The 14,599-nt window shown below is 68.7% G+C and carries 10 protein-coding genes; 4 read left to right on the forward strand and 6 right to left on the reverse strand.

Annotated elements, in window-relative coordinates; genetic code table 11:
* Positions 1-68 precede the first annotated feature (68 nt).
* On the forward strand, positions 69-971 hold the full coding sequence (locus RJT50_RS02015; RefSeq protein ID WP_313693588.1) for an MBL fold metallo-hydrolase: 903 nt from the start codon (positions 69-71) through the stop codon (positions 969-971).
* Between the two features lie 85 nt (positions 972-1,056).
* Here RJT50_RS02015 and RJT50_RS02020 read toward each other — a convergent pair whose 3' ends face one another.
* Complete coding sequence (locus RJT50_RS02020; RefSeq protein ID WP_313693590.1) at positions 1,057-1,812, reverse strand: SDR family oxidoreductase; 756 nt, start codon at positions 1,810-1,812, stop codon at positions 1,057-1,059.
* Positions 1,813-1,932: 120 nt separating this feature from the next.
* Here RJT50_RS02020 and RJT50_RS02025 point away from each other — a divergent pair, with 120 nt between their 5' ends.
* Positions 1,933-2,811 carry a VOC family protein gene (locus RJT50_RS02025; RefSeq protein WP_313693592.1) on the forward strand — a complete coding sequence of 293 codons (879 nt, stop codon included), beginning with the start codon at positions 1,933-1,935 and terminating at the stop codon, positions 2,809-2,811.
* A 49-nt stretch (positions 2,812-2,860) separates the two neighbouring features.
* On the opposite strand, the gene RJT50_RS02030 is transcribed toward RJT50_RS02025, so the two are convergent.
* The 3 genes from RJT50_RS02030 to RJT50_RS02040 form a co-directional block, all read right to left on the reverse strand.
* Positions 2,861-3,898 carry a zinc-binding dehydrogenase gene (locus RJT50_RS02030; protein WP_313693594.1) on the reverse strand — a complete coding sequence of 346 codons (1,038 nt, stop codon included), beginning with the start codon at positions 3,896-3,898 and terminating at the stop codon, positions 2,861-2,863.
* Positions 3,899-5,812: 1,914 nt separating this feature from the next.
* Complete coding sequence (locus RJT50_RS02035) at positions 5,813-7,066, reverse strand: hypothetical protein (RefSeq protein WP_313693597.1); 1,254 nt, start codon at positions 7,064-7,066, stop codon at positions 5,813-5,815.
* Positions 7,067-7,203: 137 nt separating this feature from the next.
* Positions 7,204-7,485 (reverse strand): winged helix-turn-helix transcriptional regulator, encoded by a 282-nt coding sequence (locus tag RJT50_RS02040; protein ID WP_313693600.1) that lies wholly within the window; start codon positions 7,483-7,485, stop codon positions 7,204-7,206.
* A 269-nt stretch (positions 7,486-7,754) separates the two neighbouring features.
* Between RJT50_RS02040 and merB the strand changes: the two genes are divergently transcribed.
* Positions 7,755-8,447 (forward strand): organomercurial lyase, encoded by a 693-nt coding sequence (gene merB, locus RJT50_RS02045; protein ID WP_313693602.1) that lies wholly within the window; start codon positions 7,755-7,757, stop codon positions 8,445-8,447.
* A gap of 1 nt (position 8,448) precedes the next feature.
* Positions 8,449-9,093, forward strand: coding sequence for a class I SAM-dependent methyltransferase (locus RJT50_RS02050; RefSeq protein ID WP_313693605.1), 645 nt, complete (start codon positions 8,449-8,451; stop codon positions 9,091-9,093).
* A gap of 19 nt (positions 9,094-9,112) precedes the next feature.
* Here the strand turns inward: RJT50_RS02050 and RJT50_RS02055 are convergent, their stop codons facing one another.
* Positions 9,113-11,968 (reverse strand): UvrD-helicase domain-containing protein, encoded by a 2,856-nt coding sequence (locus tag RJT50_RS02055; protein WP_313693607.1) that lies wholly within the window; start codon positions 11,966-11,968, stop codon positions 9,113-9,115.
* On the reverse strand, positions 11,965-14,553 hold the full coding sequence (locus RJT50_RS02060; RefSeq protein WP_313693610.1) for a PD-(D/E)XK nuclease family protein: 2,589 nt from the start codon (positions 14,551-14,553) through the stop codon (positions 11,965-11,967). Before RJT50_RS02060 ends, RJT50_RS02055 begins: the two co-directional genes overlap by 4 nt.
* Positions 14,554-14,599: the final 46 nt, after the last annotated feature.

Raw genomic sequence — 14,599 nt, forward strand, 5'->3', positions numbered from 1 at the left:
GTTCTCCCCGGGGTGGAACCGGCCCCACCGGTGGTGAGATTTATCCGCCCGGCCGCAAAGGTACGGCCGTGCCGACGTTTCCAGTGGCCCCGGACGTGTACGGGATTGCCCTCGACGACGACGAGACGACTGCCGCGTACCTGATCGACGACGAGGAACCGACGCTCGTCGAGACGGGGACGGCGCAGGGAGCGTCCCGGATTCGATCCACGCTGACGACGCTCGGCGTCCCGCCGGAGACGCTCCGTCACGCGGTGATCGGCCACTACCACCTCGACCACGCGGGGGGCGCGAGAGCGCTGCTGGAGGAGGCTCCCGAGTTGACCTGTTACGCCCACGGGTCGATGACCGCCTGGCTGACCGAGGGGGAGCAGTTCGATCGGCTCGTCGAGAGCACCGCGAGCGCGCTTCCGGACCAGTTCGAGGGGATGGGCGCGCCGGACGGGCCGCTCCCGACGTCGCGCCTCCGGTCGGTCGGCGACGACGGAACCAGTCTCGACGTCGGGAGCCGGACCGTCGAACTCGTCCACACGCCCGGCCATTCGCCCGATCACCTCTCCGCGTTCGTCCCCTCGGACGGCATCGCGTTCGCGAACGAGGCGATCGGGCGGCTGTTCCCGCGGACCGACACGTTCCTCCCGCCCGCGACCGTCCCGTCGTTCGATCTCGAGGCGACCGCGCGGAGCATCGACCGGCTCGCCGACCTCGACCCCGACCTGGTCGCGTTGAGCCACTTCGGCGTCCACGACGAGCCGGCCGCGCTGTTCGACCGCGCGCGCCGGGCGCTCTCCCGCTTCCGCGACCGGGTTCCAGCCCTCCACGAGGCTCACGGGGAGGACCTGGAGGCGACGGTCGACGCCGTGCGTCGGGAGCTGCTCGACGGGCTCGAGGCGGGGTATCCGCGACGCTTCGTGGACACCCAGGCTGACGTGTGTACGCGCGGGTTCCTCGCCGCGACCGACCGCCGCTGACAGCCGTTGGGACCGACGAGCCCACCGCAAGTCCGTCGCGTCACTCCGCCGCCCGCCCCGTCACCGCGCCGCCCGCGCCGTCACCTCACCAGGAGTCGGAGAGCTGCCGGCGGGGATAGATGGAGACCTCGTGGACCGTGGTCGCGTCGGAGCGCTTGCACGCGAACGCGATGGCCTCCGCGACCTCCTCGGGCTCGGGTGCCTCGCCCGCCTCGTAGCGTTCGCGCTGTGAGAGCCCCTCCTCGAACTCGAACCCGGTGCGGACCCCGCCGGGGTTGACCAGCGTGACCGCGACGTCGTCCTCGCCCGCCCTCGCCTCCATCGAGTGCGCGAACGACCTGACCCACCCCTTCGTGGCGGCGTACACCGGGTTCGCCGGGAACGGGTACTCGCCGGCGAAGCTCCCGACGAACACCAGGTTCCCGCTCGTGGCCTCCAGTTTGGGAAGCACGGCCTGCGTCACGTAGAACGTCCCGTGAACGTTCGTCTCGGTGATCGCCCGGAACTCCGCCGGCGACGTCTCGACGGGGTCGCCCTCGACGCCCGTTCCCGCGTTGTTCACCGCGACGTCCAGTTCGCCGTGCCGGTCGACCGCCGCGTCGACGGTGGCGCGCACCTGTTCGGGGTCGCGGACGTCCGTCGGCCGGACGTGGACGTCGGCGTCGAACTCCGCGCGCAGTTCGGACGCGAGCGTCGAGAGCCGGGACTCGCGCCGCGCCGTGATCGTGAGGTCGGCCCCCTCCCGCGCGAGCGCCCCGGCGGTCGCCCGACCGATGCCGGAACTCGCGCCGGTGACGAGTGCAGCCGTCCCCGTGAGTGTTGATTCCACGGTCGCTTCCATGTGTCCGACATCCCATGTTCGCTTCGGTACCGGGGATACCTGAACGCCCCCGGCACGCGGCGTCTCGGCCGTATCGACCGCTATCACAAGCGGCTTTCGCGTCCGGGGCGATGCCGACGTATGACCACGCAGGGTGGACCCCCTCGCATCGACCACGTGACGATCGCGGGGCGGGACCTGGACGCACTCGAGGCGGCGTTCGAACGGGTCGGGATCGACCCGGAGTACGGCGGCAGACACGAGTCGTCGGTGACCCACATGTCGGTGGTCGGGTTCGCGGACGGCACGTACGTCGAACTCCTCGGGAAGGCGGAACCGGGGACGGCAGACTTCTGGGACGCCCACATCGACGGCGACGCCGGCCCGTGCGCCTGGGCCGTGCGAACCGACGACATCGACGGCGCGACCGAGGCACTCGTGGAGGCGGGCGTCGCGGTCGACGGGCCGTTCCCCTACAGCCGCGACCGCCCGGACGGGACCACCGCCGAGTGGAAACTCACCTTCCCCGGGGAGGGCGAACCGGGCGAGCTGTTGCCGTTCCTCATCGAGGACGTCACGCCGAGGAGCCGGCGGGTTCGACCGACCCCGTCCGCCGTCGAGTCGGGGCTCTCGGGGGTCCACACCGTCGTCATCGCGGTCGAGGACCTCGACGGGCCGATCGAGCAACTCCGGTCCGCGCTCGGGCTCTCCGCGCCGACGCGCGGGCGGGTCGAGCGGGGTCGGCTCGCGGGCAACGCGGCGGCATTCGCGGACGCGCCGGTGGCCCTCCTCGCGCCCGGAGGGACCGACGGCTGGGTGGAGGACCGCCTGGAACGGGTCGGTCCCGGCCCGTGTGCGTTCCTGTTCGGCGACGCCGGCGACGACGTCGATCGGTTCCCCGTCGGCGAGCGGTGCGAGTTCGGGCCGCTGGACGTCGCCCTCCTCGATCCCGACCGCGTCGGTGGCATCGAGCTCCTCGGGATCGTGGACGCCGAGGGGGCCGAAGGCGGTCGGTCGTGACCGTCCGCGGCGGGAGTTCGTCACCGGAACGCCCCGACCCGGACCGTCCTCAATCCTGCACGAACAGCACTTTCCCGTACAGCTCCCGATCGTCCATCTTCCGGAACGCGGTGTCGTACTCGGACAGCGGGTAGGTCTCCTGGATCACGGGCTCGATCGTTCCGTCCCAGACGTACCCACAGAGCTCCTCGAGTTCGTGGGGGAGCGCCCCCGAACTCCCGACGAGATCGAGCTGGCGGATGAACAGGAGCCGGAGCTCGGTTTCCGGGTTGGGGCCGGCGGTCGCACCGGAGGTGATCAACCGACCGCCGTCCCGGAGCGACCGCATCGAGTCGGTCCACGTGGGGCCGCCGACGCAGTTGTACACGGCGTCGACGCCGGTCTCCCCCGTCAGTTCCCAGATCCGCTTCGAGAACGACTCCTCGACGTAGTTGATGACGTGGTCGACGCCGAGATCGCGGAGGAACTCCGCCTTCGCTTCGGTGCTGGTCGTCGCGTACAGCGTGTCCACGTTGAACACGGCGTCGGCGATCTGGACCGCGAACGTGCCGACGCCGCCCGTCGCCCCGACGATCAGCGCCTCCTCGGTCGGCCGGAGGTCCCCTCTGGTCGCCAGTGCGCGCCAGGCGGTCCCGCCGGCGGTCGGGACCGCGCAGGCGGTCTCCAGCGACACGTCGTCCGGGACGGGGATGAGCGCGTGGGCCGGGACCGCGACGAACTCGGCGTGGCCGCCACGGCGCATCTCCCCGAGCATCTCGAAGTCAGGGCACGACAGGTGCTCGCCGCGTTCGCAGGCGGGACACGACCGACACGACAGGTACGGGTTCACCAGCACGCGGTCGCCTTCCTCCCACGCGGTGACGCTCTCACCGGCGTCAGCAACGGTGCCGGCGACGTCGCCGCCGGTCCAGAAGGGGTAGCCGGGGACGTAATGGTCGAGCTCCCTGACCGCGAAGAGGTCCATGTAGTTGAGCGCCGACGCTTTCACGTCGATCAGTACCTCCTCGGGCCCGGCGGTCGGTCGATCGACCCGCAACAGTTCGTAGTTCTCGATCGGTCCGTGCTCGTGGAACCCGACAGCCTGCATTGTTGACCCCATACTCGGTGGGGGTTTCGTCGGCTTCGGCAAATAACCGCCCCCTCGGGAGAAGCTTTCCCCGAACGTGCGGCAGTTCTCCCGAGTCGAGTCAGTTCGCACGCGCCGACAAGTTAAGATATACTGTTAATTGTGTTATCTAGTATAAATTCTGCTACTATCTGGGCGTGCTCACGTGCGACTCCCACGTGGTCGTTCTGAACCCGAGTGAAAACTGGGATGTGAGTCTCCTGCGCATCGTTGAGGGTGCTTGATCGTTCTCCCGCTCCGATCCAGGGCGGCATCCCCCTTCATCGCGTGACTCGCTCAGTTCGCCGCGGCGAGTGGGAGTGTCCATGGCGGCCCAGCAGTACGTACTGAACCGCGTCAAAGCGCCTGCCCGTAACCGATACTGAACGTCCGCTCTGTCGAACGAAGCGTCTCGAGCACGGCGCACTCATGGCCCGACGGTCAGTGTCGTCAGGCACCCTTCTGGACTCACACCGTCCCTGATATATATGAACTCTTATATAAATATAAATTTGCCATTAAACGGGTTCCTTCATGATTCTCATCTTTCGAGGCGAGCAAGCGCTCCCGTTCGGGATCAACCCAGCAGTGACCCCGCTGACGGCTTTCGCTGCCCCATGACGAACGTCCCCGTCCGACCGCTCGAACGCCGGCACCTGCGCGACATACCGTCCCATCACACGCCAGTTCGATCGACCACGGTCGCAACCCGATCGAGCCACTCACCGACGGTCGAGACAGTTGTCGCTGACACGGGAACGGAAGTTCGACTCACCTCGCGGTTCCCACGGTGCGACCCGTTCTACCATAAATTCAGAGGTCAGTTCGTCTCTATCGCCGAAATCCGCGTCTCAGTGACCCGCTCCAAAACCGGGGTTGGACATCTCAAACGGGGAAAAACCGCTGAGCAACCCGATTTCGGCCGTTTCAGCTCGAAAAAGGTCCAACCCCGCTCAGAGACCGAGAGAACGGGCAGAAATCGGGGCTGGACATTTTCCCCCTCGCTCACACGGCGCCGAGGGGGCGGTCTCGACATGAACAAGGGGTGTTCGACGGAACGAATAATTGCCCGTCTGAGCACGGTAATCGCCAGAATTCGGGCGAATCAGGGCGTTACTCGGACCAACGAACCGATCAGTTCGACGCCACGAACGTATCACGCTATCCGTCCAGAAAAATGTCCAGACCTGTTGAGCCCCGCTGTTTCAAAACACCAGAGTGCGGATAGGAACCCAGGATCGTTCGCGGAGATCGATGCAGTTGGTTCCGGGAGCAGTTCCACGCGAAGCGAAGCGTTTCGATGCGTCGGCTGGCGGCCGTCCCGGTCGTGGACTGTGGCTCAACTGCCCACAGCATGCTGTACAGCAGGGTAGCTTTCGGTTCGCGGTCGGCTACTCCACTCTCTCATCGTGAGTACCCGAACGCCACCGTGACCAAGTCGCCCCGACTGTTTCATCTCGAGCGCTCCCGACGCGTTTTCTCCGCCAGGGACGGCTTCAGATGCAGCGGGATCAGCTGGGTCCGCAATCGGGTCAGACCCCAGATATCGCCGTTCCCTCGGCGATTAACCGGGGTTGGACGTCTCGAGATGGGATGTGTACCGGGTGAGTTTCCCGTCGAGAGCCGATCTGACCCGTAAGATCGACCGAATTGGGATCGGATCCGTTCGGGGGAAGATCGGCCAGATCGGGCCGAAAATGTCCAGCCCCTCCTGGCGGATCGGGCTCGCCGGCGATTTTACGGTCAGATTCGGCTCTCGTGGCCGATCTCGTATTTGACAACGATATGAAGAGTGGTGGCCGTGTCGCCGGTGACCGGTACGTCCCGGGCCCCCGGGGCACCGTTCACCGCCGGTCGACAATCACCCGATCGATGAACAACTATCAATGTGCGATCTCACCGAGTCACGGCGAGCGGTTCCCGGAGCGTCCACTCGTCGGTCGTGGGGTCGAGTCGGTGTGGTTCGGCACCCCGTTCCGCGAGGATGCCCGCGTGGTACAGCATCGCCTTCAGCTGGAAGACCGTCGGCGAGTGATAGACGTGGCCGTCCGCGAGCGTCTCGACCCTGAGGTCCCCGTCCGCGTCCAGCACGCGACCCCGGACGTCCTCGGTGCCCCGGACGAACAGCTCGACGGTGAACGTCGGATGCTGGACGTGCATCCACTCGACCAGGTCGACGAGTGACGGCTCGGCGATGCCGTCGTCGTGCATCGTCTGGAGCTCCTCGACGAGCAGTTGCGTCGCGGGGTACGCCCAGACGACGCGTCTGGTCAGCACGCCCCACTCGGGCGCGAGCTCGCAAAAGCGCGTCCGTGACCCCTGCCACTCCTCGAACGCGTACAGTGCGGCGTCGGCCGACCCGTAGCGGTCCAGCGCGAAGCGGATCACCTCCTCGCCGAGCGGCGTGAGACGTTTCCCCCGGGGCCGTTCGTCCACGAGTCCGAGGAACGCTGCCCCCGTCCGAGCGCTCTCGACCGCGCCCACGACGCGTTCGGCGAGCACCGAGTCGGTGTCGGCAGGGTGATAGCGCGCGAGCGGATACGCGAGGTAGTTCTTCGGGTGGTTCAGCCCGAACGACCTGTCGGCGACTCCCTGCGCGGTCGCCTGAAAGCGGATCGCCGTCGCGTCGTCGGAGGTTCGGTTCCCGACGACGCGCGGCACGCCGAGCGGGTCGACGGTCCCGTCGTCCGCGACGGCGAGGACGCCGACGTTGAGTTCGCGGGCGAGCGTCCGGGCCGACCCCGAGATCGCGTCGGCCGGCGCGGCGACGAACGCGGCGTTCGCCTCGTGGAGCCGGTCGTGCGCCTGGACGACGCCCCGTTCGACGTCGACGCCACCGGCGCCGGTGTGGCCCTTCGCCTCGACGGCGATCAGCGGCGGCTGCTCGCCGAAGCGCTCGACCGCGAGGAGGTCCGACTCGAGCGTTCGGACGCCGACGAGATCCGGGTAGCCCGAGCCCAGCCTGACGTGGTTGAACGGGGCGAGCTGCTCGCGGACGTCCGCTGGTATTCGCTGGTCGGGCAGCCACTCCTCCATCGCGAACTGCGTGTCCGCGACGGCGTACGCGTTCCCGTCGCCGGTCGCCGGAAAGAGGCGGCGCTTGGCGTGGGCGAGCACCCGTGGTTCCGACAGCGCCGCCGCGCCTGCCATGGTTCGGGGTTTCGGGGGTGGTACATGAAGGTTCAGGTGGAGGCGGAGCTGAGGGAGCGAGATGCGTCGTGCTGTCTCTCGGAATGCCCGTGGGACCGACGGACGAGAGCGACGGGCCACCGGCTCGATTGCCCAGACTATGGAAGCTCGTCCTGCCGGCGTGCCCACGCGAGCAGCGGGTCCAGCCGCTCGCACAGCTCCTCGCCCGAACCCGTCAGCTCGTACTCGACGCGGGGCGGGATCTCGTCGTACTGCTCGCGGGAGAGATACCCCGCCTCGACGAACTCCTCGAGCCGCGCGGACAGCGTCGAACTGCTCACGTCGCCGAACGCGTCCTCGATCTCGCCGTACCGCACCGGCCCGACCGCGCCGACGACACAGACGAGCTGCATCGCGTACGTCCGGCTGAGCAGGTCCATGACGCCGCCCAGCGGACAGTAGCACGCGGCCGGTTCCCCGGTCGATTCCGTCGGTTCCACCGGTTCGGTCGATTTCGCCGACTCAACCGACCCCGCCGACTCGTCCGACTCCGCTGATTCTACCGATTTCGCCGATTCTGGCGATTCTGCCGATTCCGTCGTTTCAGGCCGGCTCCCCGTTCGTCCCGTCATAGCTTCGTTCGAGCACACCTGGTTCGATGCTTCGGACTCGACAGTATATGTGCTTTGGATCTCGAAGTAACGGCTGCATGTCGGATTCCAGGTGCCGTTGCTGTGACCCCACGGACGCACCGACGACCGACCGTCCCGCGTCGACGGACCGCTGGCTCGACGAGCGCCCGGCGGGCGACGCGTCGCTCCCGCCCGACGTGGCCGACCGCATGAACGAGTTCTACGGGACGTCGATCGGGACGATCGACGAGTTCGTGGCCGCGACCCGCGTCGCGACGGGTGGCGGCGCGATCGCCCGCGAGGACCTCTGTCACGTCGAGGTGGAGACACCCCACGTCGCCAGGACGGCCGGGGAGCGCCACCACTTCCGGTGTTTCCTCGACGGGATCGCGCTCGCGTTCATCGCCGAGGAGCCGGTCGAGATCAGCACCGTGAGCCCCTCCGGAGCGCCGATCGAACTCGACGCGACGCCCGACGGCGACGTCGCTGCGACGCCGTCCGAGGCGGTGATGTCGCTGGGGATCGCGGCGGACGTGGCGACCGGCGACGACACGGCGTCCGTCGACGACGCAGCGACCGGTGACGATACGGCCCACGTCGACGGCGCGCCGGCCGTCGAGGCCGTCTACGGGGCCGTCTGCCCGGCCGTGAAGGCGTTCCCCTCGCGGGAGCACTACGAGGGCTGGGCGGCGGGCGTCGACGCCGCCACCGTCGGGCTCCCGCTTCCGCTCGGAGCGTCGATCGCCGCCGCCCTGACGGGGGAGCGTTGAGATGACGCCCGGTCGGACGCCGGCGTCGGACCGACCGAAGTCCCTCGCCGAGATTCGGGCGACGTACGCCGAGCAGGCCGAGTCGATCCACCGGTTCGAGCGGGTGAACCGGCTGCTTACCGGCCGGTACCGTCGCGAGCGGTTCGGGGACGTGACGGGCCGGGTGCTCGACGTCGCCTGCGGGACGGGGACGAACTTCCGCTATCTCCCGGACGGGATCGAACTCGTCGGCATCGACATCAGCCCGGAGATGCTGGCGAAGGCCGAAGAGCAGCTCGCGGCCCTCGGGATGGACGGGACGCTCCGGAACGTGGACGCGGAGGCGCTCGAGTTCGAGGACGACGGGTTCGACGCGGTGATCTCGGCGCTCTCGACCTGCACGTTCCCGGACCCCGTGGCCGCGCTCCGGGAGATGGCGCGCGTCTGTAAGCCGGACGGGACCGTTCGGCTCGTCGAACACGGCCGGAGCGACGTCGCCCCCTTCGCGCGATTCCAGGAGTGGCGTGCGGACGCCCACTACGAGCGGAACTGTTGCCGATGGACTCAGGAGCCGAGCGCGGTCGTCGCGGCCGCGGGGCTGTCCGTGCGGGATTCGAGCACCGGGCTGTTCGGCACGATCACCACGTTCGAGATCGACCCCGAGTGAGGCGTATGGACTTGCGGTCTCACGCCCGGTGGCGCTCGGACTCGATGGCGTCCCCCACGATCCGGGCGAGCTCCGACCGCGACAGCGGCTCCAGTTCGACGTGGGTCCCGTCGGCCGTGTAGAGAATGCCGGCGGTCACCTCCCGCTCGGGGAACCACTCGTTCAGGACGTGGTAGTAGACGCTCAGCTGCTTCCGGTACTCGGCCTCGGCGTGCCGACTAAGGTCGGTCTTGAAGTCGACGATCTCCGCCGAATCGGGCCGGAGGTGGACGAGGTCGACGATCCCCGAGATCGCCACGCGCTCGCCGTCGACGGTGAGCGGGAGAAACGCGTCCGCCTCGACCCGCAGTTCACCGTCGAGCGAGTCGAGGAACCGCTTCACGGTTCGCTCGTCCTCGTTGGCCGGCTCCGCGGCCTCGCCGTTCACGTACCGCTCGGCGAACTCGTGCGTTCGCGTACCGAACTCCGTCCCGCGGCCCTCCTCGACGTCCTCGAACACGTCCTCGCGCATCAGGGTGTGGGGCGTCTGCCCGATCGGCCCCTCAGGGGTGGGAACCGAGATCTGCAGCCTCGACTGGATCGTTTCCTGCCCCCGGTCCTGCTGGACGTCCGGCTCCAGCTCCTCGAGTTCGACCGGGAGCTCCTCGATGAACGTGTTGGGCGTCTCCCCGGCCGAGAGGATCAGGTGGTGCTCGGCGCGGGTCATCGCCACGTACAGCAGCCGGCGCTCCTCGTCGTAGCCGCGCGGGAGACACGTCCGAAGCACGTCCGACCGCCAGTCGTCGTACAGGTGTGGCCGCCCGTGGTCGTCCGCGTAACGCGTTCGCTGACGGAGCCCCACCGTGTCGTCGAACGTGATCGTCCCGCCGCTCCCCCCGGACGGCGGGAACCGGTGGCGGTTCATGTTGGCGAGGACGACGATCGGGTGTTCGAGCCCTTTCGCCGCGTGGATCGTCCGCACCGTCACCGAGTTCGTGCCCGCGCCGGCGTCGATCTCGTGGGTGCTGCCCGCCTCGATGCCGCGCTCGATGTACCGAACCAGCTCCCCGCGGGTCATCGTCGTCTCGTCGTGGACCGACTGGACCGTCGTCAGGAGTTCGTCGGCGGACGCGCCGTCGTAGTCGTACCGCGAGCAGACGAGGCGGGCGACGCTGCCGACGGTTTCGCGCGCGTCGAGGTCCGCCCTGAACGACGCCATGTTCTCGGGGAACTCCCCGGTCTCGAGGACGTGCCGGATCTCGTCCAGCGCGTAGCCCGCCTCCTCGAGGACGACCGCCCAGCCGCGGTCGGCGTCCGACTCGAGGATCCGCAGCCACGCGAGGAGGAGCTTCGCGGGGTCCGACCGGAACAGTTCGATGCCGCCCTCGTAGGCCAGGGGAACCCCGTACTCGTCGGCGGCCGAGAGCAGGTCCCTGCCGAACTCCCGCGTCCGGGTGAGCACCGCGACGTCGCCGTACTCGGGTGGTCGACGTTCGCCGTCGTCCTCGACCCGGTACGCCTCGTTCCCGACCAGCTCCTGGAGCTTCGTCAGGACCGCCTCGTGTTCGTCCTCGTGGCGGATCGCCTCGATCCGGGAGTGGTCGTGGTCCGTGTCCGCCGACAGCGAGACGACCCGCTCGCGGACCGCGTCGACGTCGACCTCGTCCGTACTCGCCGCGGGCGTCAGGAGGCTCTCCTCGGAGAAGTCGAGGATGGACTGGGTCGAGCGGTAGTTCTCGACCAGTTCGACCTCGGTGATCGGGCCGGTCGGCCACGAGACCCGCTCATGGTCGTCGTTCAGCTCTCCGACGAACCGGTCCAGCCGGGACTCGAAGTCGGTGATGTTCTCGACGGCGGCGTACTGGAACGAGTAGATGCTCTGCTTCCAGTCGCCGACGACACAGACGTTGTCGGTGCCCGCGAGCAGGAGCGCGAGCTTGAACTGGATCTCGCTCGTGTCCTGGAACTCGTCGACCATCACGTACTCGAACTCGACCGCCTCCCGGAGCCGGTGGTCCTCACACAGCAGGACGAACGCGAGGAGCTGGAGGAAGCTGAAGTTCAGGTAGTTCCGACCCAGCGCGAACGCCAGGTACTCGTGGTAGACGTCGTGGACGAACGATGTGAGCCCCTCCCGGTCCTCCTCGAACGCGCGCCGTGCGACGTCATCGGGAACCCGTTTCGTCCCCTCCCCGCGGAGTTCCGACCGGTCGGGGGCATCGGGGAGGTAGCATCTGTCCCGCCCGTACCGGCCGAGTCGCTCGCGGAGACGCGACTGCTTGCTACCCCCGTTCCGCGGCCGATTCAGCTCGTCGAACGCCTCCCTGAACGCATCGAACTCGCCCTCGAGGTGTCGCTCGCCGTTCCGGTACCAGCCGTCGCCCGTGGGGAACACGCCCTTGGCCGCGAGCCGTTTGAGCAGGTCGAGGAGTTCGGTCGGGTCCGCGACCGCCCGGAAGAACTCGTCGTACTCGGGGTGGTCCTCGCTGAACCCGCGGACGAACTCCCGGAAGCGCTCGGCCTCGACGGTCTCGTCCTCGAGGAGACGCGTCGAACGGGTGACGCGGTCGTCGATGTCCAGCAGCGTCGGCGCCGCGAAGCCGTGCTCCACGAGGAGGTCGTGACAGAGGCTGTGGAACGTCTGGATGGGGGCGTCCGAGAGGGTACGCATGCCGTACTCGGAGCGGGAGACGATGCGCTCTCTCATCTCGGTCGCCGCGCCGTCCGTGAACGTCACGAGGAGGACGTCCTCGGGGTCGACCGCGTCCCGTGAGACGACGTTCGCGTACCGGCGCGTCACGGTGAACGTCTTCCCCGTCCCGGCGCCGGCGTCGACGACGTGGATCCCCTCCGTGCTCTCGATGAGCCGTCGCTGCCGGTCGTTCGGTTCGGTCATCGCGTCCACCCCTCGAGGATGCAGTCGCGGTGGTCGACGTAGCGGTAGTTCGGCTCGCCGCCGGGTCCCTCGACGGGGAAGCGCTCCGCGCCCGCCCGCCGCGCGTTCACCTCCGCCAGCCGCTCGTCGACGAACGCCTCGAACGCGTCCAGGTCGTCGCTGAAGTAGTTCCGCTCCCGGATGCGGCGGAGGTGACGCAGCGCCTGCGTACAGCCGTTCTCGACGTACCTGTACTCGCCCACCGCCGCCCGCATCCGGTCGATGAGCGCCCGGCCCAGCGACGACGCGAGGAGGTCGTCGCTGTCGTCCGCCTCCGGGAACTCGTGGTCCCGGAGAACCGCCTCGTAGGCGTCGTACTCGACCTGTTCGAACGTCTTCCGGCAGTCGCCAGCGGCGTCCTCCCGGAGCTCCGTGAACACCTCCCGTCCGGCGACGTGCTCCGCGAACGGCGTCGGGTGGTACGTCACGGTCGTGAGACAGTCCTCGAGGTCGGCCTCGCCGCGGAGGACGTCCTCCAGCGTCTCCAGGAAGTGGAAGAACGTGAACTGCAGGCGCTCGTCGGGGCGATCGGCCCTGTGGTGGGTGAGATACAGCAGCGCCTGGAAGTTCGGCCGGTCGCTCGGCGGGTCGAGCGCGGAGCGTTTGACCACCGACGTCGGCGACGACTTCGCCCCGCTCTTGTAATCGATGAGGTGGTCACGCCCGTGCACGAGGTCGATCTTCCCCTTCAGGCCGAGGTCGTCGTTCTCGAACCAGCGTTCCGCGTGGGGAGCGTCCACCGCGCGGTCGTAGTACTCCGCGAAGAAGTTGCGCCCCCGGCCGCCGTCGGCCGTCACGAACGCCTCGCCCTCCGGCGGGTTCGCCTCGAGGAACTCGACGATGGTCTCCAGTCCGACCCGGTACTTCGTCCGGCGCACCTCGCGGTCGATCTCGCGCAGGAACGGGTCGACCTCCTTCAGGATGACGTCCGCGACCTCGTCGAGGTCCGCGTCCGCGACGGCGTCGGGATGGGCGACGGCGAACTCCGCGAAGTCGTGGAACAGGTTCCCCTCCGCGAAGTAGTCCCGGTCGGGGCCGTCGACGAGGCGGCCAAAGAGGTAGTCGCGTGGACAGTTGACGTACGTGCTCAGGCTCGACTGGCTGATCGCCTCCACCCGCCCCGGCTCGACGTCGAGGGGTTCCCGCTCGAAGCCGCCCCCGGGCGACCGGGCGGTGCGGGCGTGCCGAACCGAATCGAGGTCGTCGAACCGCTCGAACGCCTCGTCGAACAGTTCCTCGAAGTAGAGACACGGCGTCACGGGCGTGCCGCCCGCCGTGTCCTGGACGAGGTACTGCTGGTCGACGCCGTTCTGGAGCAGGAGCTGGAACTGCCGGATCTGGCGCTCGAACTCCCGGTCACGGTCGACCCACGGTCGCCGCGGCGAGGACCGCGTCCAGCCCTCGTCGATCCCCAGGAGGAACACGAGCGGGCGGTCGACGTACGCGGCCGTGTTCGCGTCCGCGAGCAGGACGCCCTCGTTCTCGCGGTCCACGGGGACGTCGTAGGTCTCCAGGTAGAACGCCAGCCGGTCGACCGCAGGCTCGGTCACCCTCTCCTCGAGAATGCCGAGCGCCCCGAGTTCCTCGCGGAACGCCGGGAGCGAGGCGTCCGTGACCGATTCGAACTCGTCGAGCGCCGTCCCGAACGTGTGCGACTCGATCCCCTCGGCGAACGCGACGAGCCAGTCGGTGCCCGGATGGTCGAGGTCGCGGAGACGCTTCTCGTCGTGTTCGACGTCGACCCCGTGCCCTAGGTGGGTGAGGAGCGGCCTGACGTCGCCGACGCGCGTGTCCCGCCCCGCGTGGGCGCTCCGGAGCAGCCCCAGGAACGCCCGGTGATCGGGCTGGTCGGCGAAGCCGGGCCCGCCGTAGTACGGGACCTCAGCGGCTTCGAGCGCGGACTCGACGAGCGGCGAGTACTGCCCGCCCGCGTCCAGGACGACGCCGACGTCGTCGGCGTTCTCGGGCGTGACCGTCTCGAGGAGGGCGTCGACGATCGCGGCCGGCGAGTCGAGGATGCGGAACGGCGAGTGGTCGAACGGCTCGTCCGTGAACGGGTCGACCGTCTCGTACTCGTCCGGGAGGATCGACCGCTCGAGCGCCGTGAGCTGGTCGATCCCGACGACGGCGACGGACGTGTCGGCGTCGATCGAGAACCCGGCGAGCCGCCCCGAGGTCGTATCCAGGTCCGCGACGCACTCGACGACCCGTTCGGTCGGTTCGCCCGCGAACGCGTCGTACTCGAGGATCGCGTCGACGCTCCCCTCGTGTTCCCAGCACTGCAGGACGTTTCCCACGACGTGGGCCGCCTCCTTCCACGGGAGGTCGAGGCGGTCGATCACCGCGAGGAACGCGAGCCTGTCCTCGGACTCCTCCCGGCGCCCGGCGGCCAGCCGGCGCGGCGTGATGGCGAACGGGCCGAACTGCGGCCCGTCGAGCCGGCGGTTCAGCGCGCTCGCGAGCGGCGCTTCGGGGACGAGCACGCGGTCGAACGCCTCGCACTCGGCGTAGAGCGTCTCCAGCGACTTCGCCCGCGTGAGTGACACGAGTTTCCGGACACGAGTCGGTCACTAAAGTGTACTGTGGGGTGGG

Origin of the sequence: Halobaculum sp. XH14 (genome assembly GCF_032116555.1) — an archaeon.
GTDB lineage: Archaea > Halobacteriota > Halobacteria > Halobacteriales > Haloferacaceae > Halorarum > Halorarum halobium.

What these genes read in the sequence shown, in the direction of transcription:
- RJT50_RS02035 (WP_313693597.1), bottom strand. Translation starts at nt 7,066, where the DNA reads ATGGCAGGCGCGGCGGCGCTGTCGGAACCACGGGTGCTCGCCCACGCC.
- RJT50_RS02040 (WP_313693600.1), bottom strand. Translation starts at nt 7,485, where the DNA reads ATGGACCTGCTCAGCCGGACGTACGCGATGCAGCTCGTCTGTGTCGTC.
- RJT50_RS02020 (WP_313693590.1), bottom strand. Translation starts at nt 1,812, where the DNA reads ATGGAAGCGACCGTGGAATCAACACTCACGGGGACGGCTGCACTCGTC.
- merB (WP_313693602.1), top strand. Translation starts at nt 7,755, where the DNA reads ATGTCGGATTCCAGGTGCCGTTGCTGTGACCCCACGGACGCACCGACG.
- RJT50_RS02055 (WP_313693607.1), bottom strand. Translation starts at nt 11,968, where the DNA reads ATGACCGAACCGAACGACCGGCAGCGACGGCTCATCGAGAGCACGGAG.
- RJT50_RS02030 (WP_313693594.1), bottom strand. Translation starts at nt 3,898, where the DNA reads ATGCAGGCTGTCGGGTTCCACGAGCACGGACCGATCGAGAACTACGAA.
- RJT50_RS02025 (WP_313693592.1), top strand. Translation starts at nt 1,933, where the DNA reads ATGACCACGCAGGGTGGACCCCCTCGCATCGACCACGTGACGATCGCG.
- RJT50_RS02050 (WP_313693605.1), top strand. Translation starts at nt 8,449, where the DNA reads ATGACGCCCGGTCGGACGCCGGCGTCGGACCGACCGAAGTCCCTCGCC.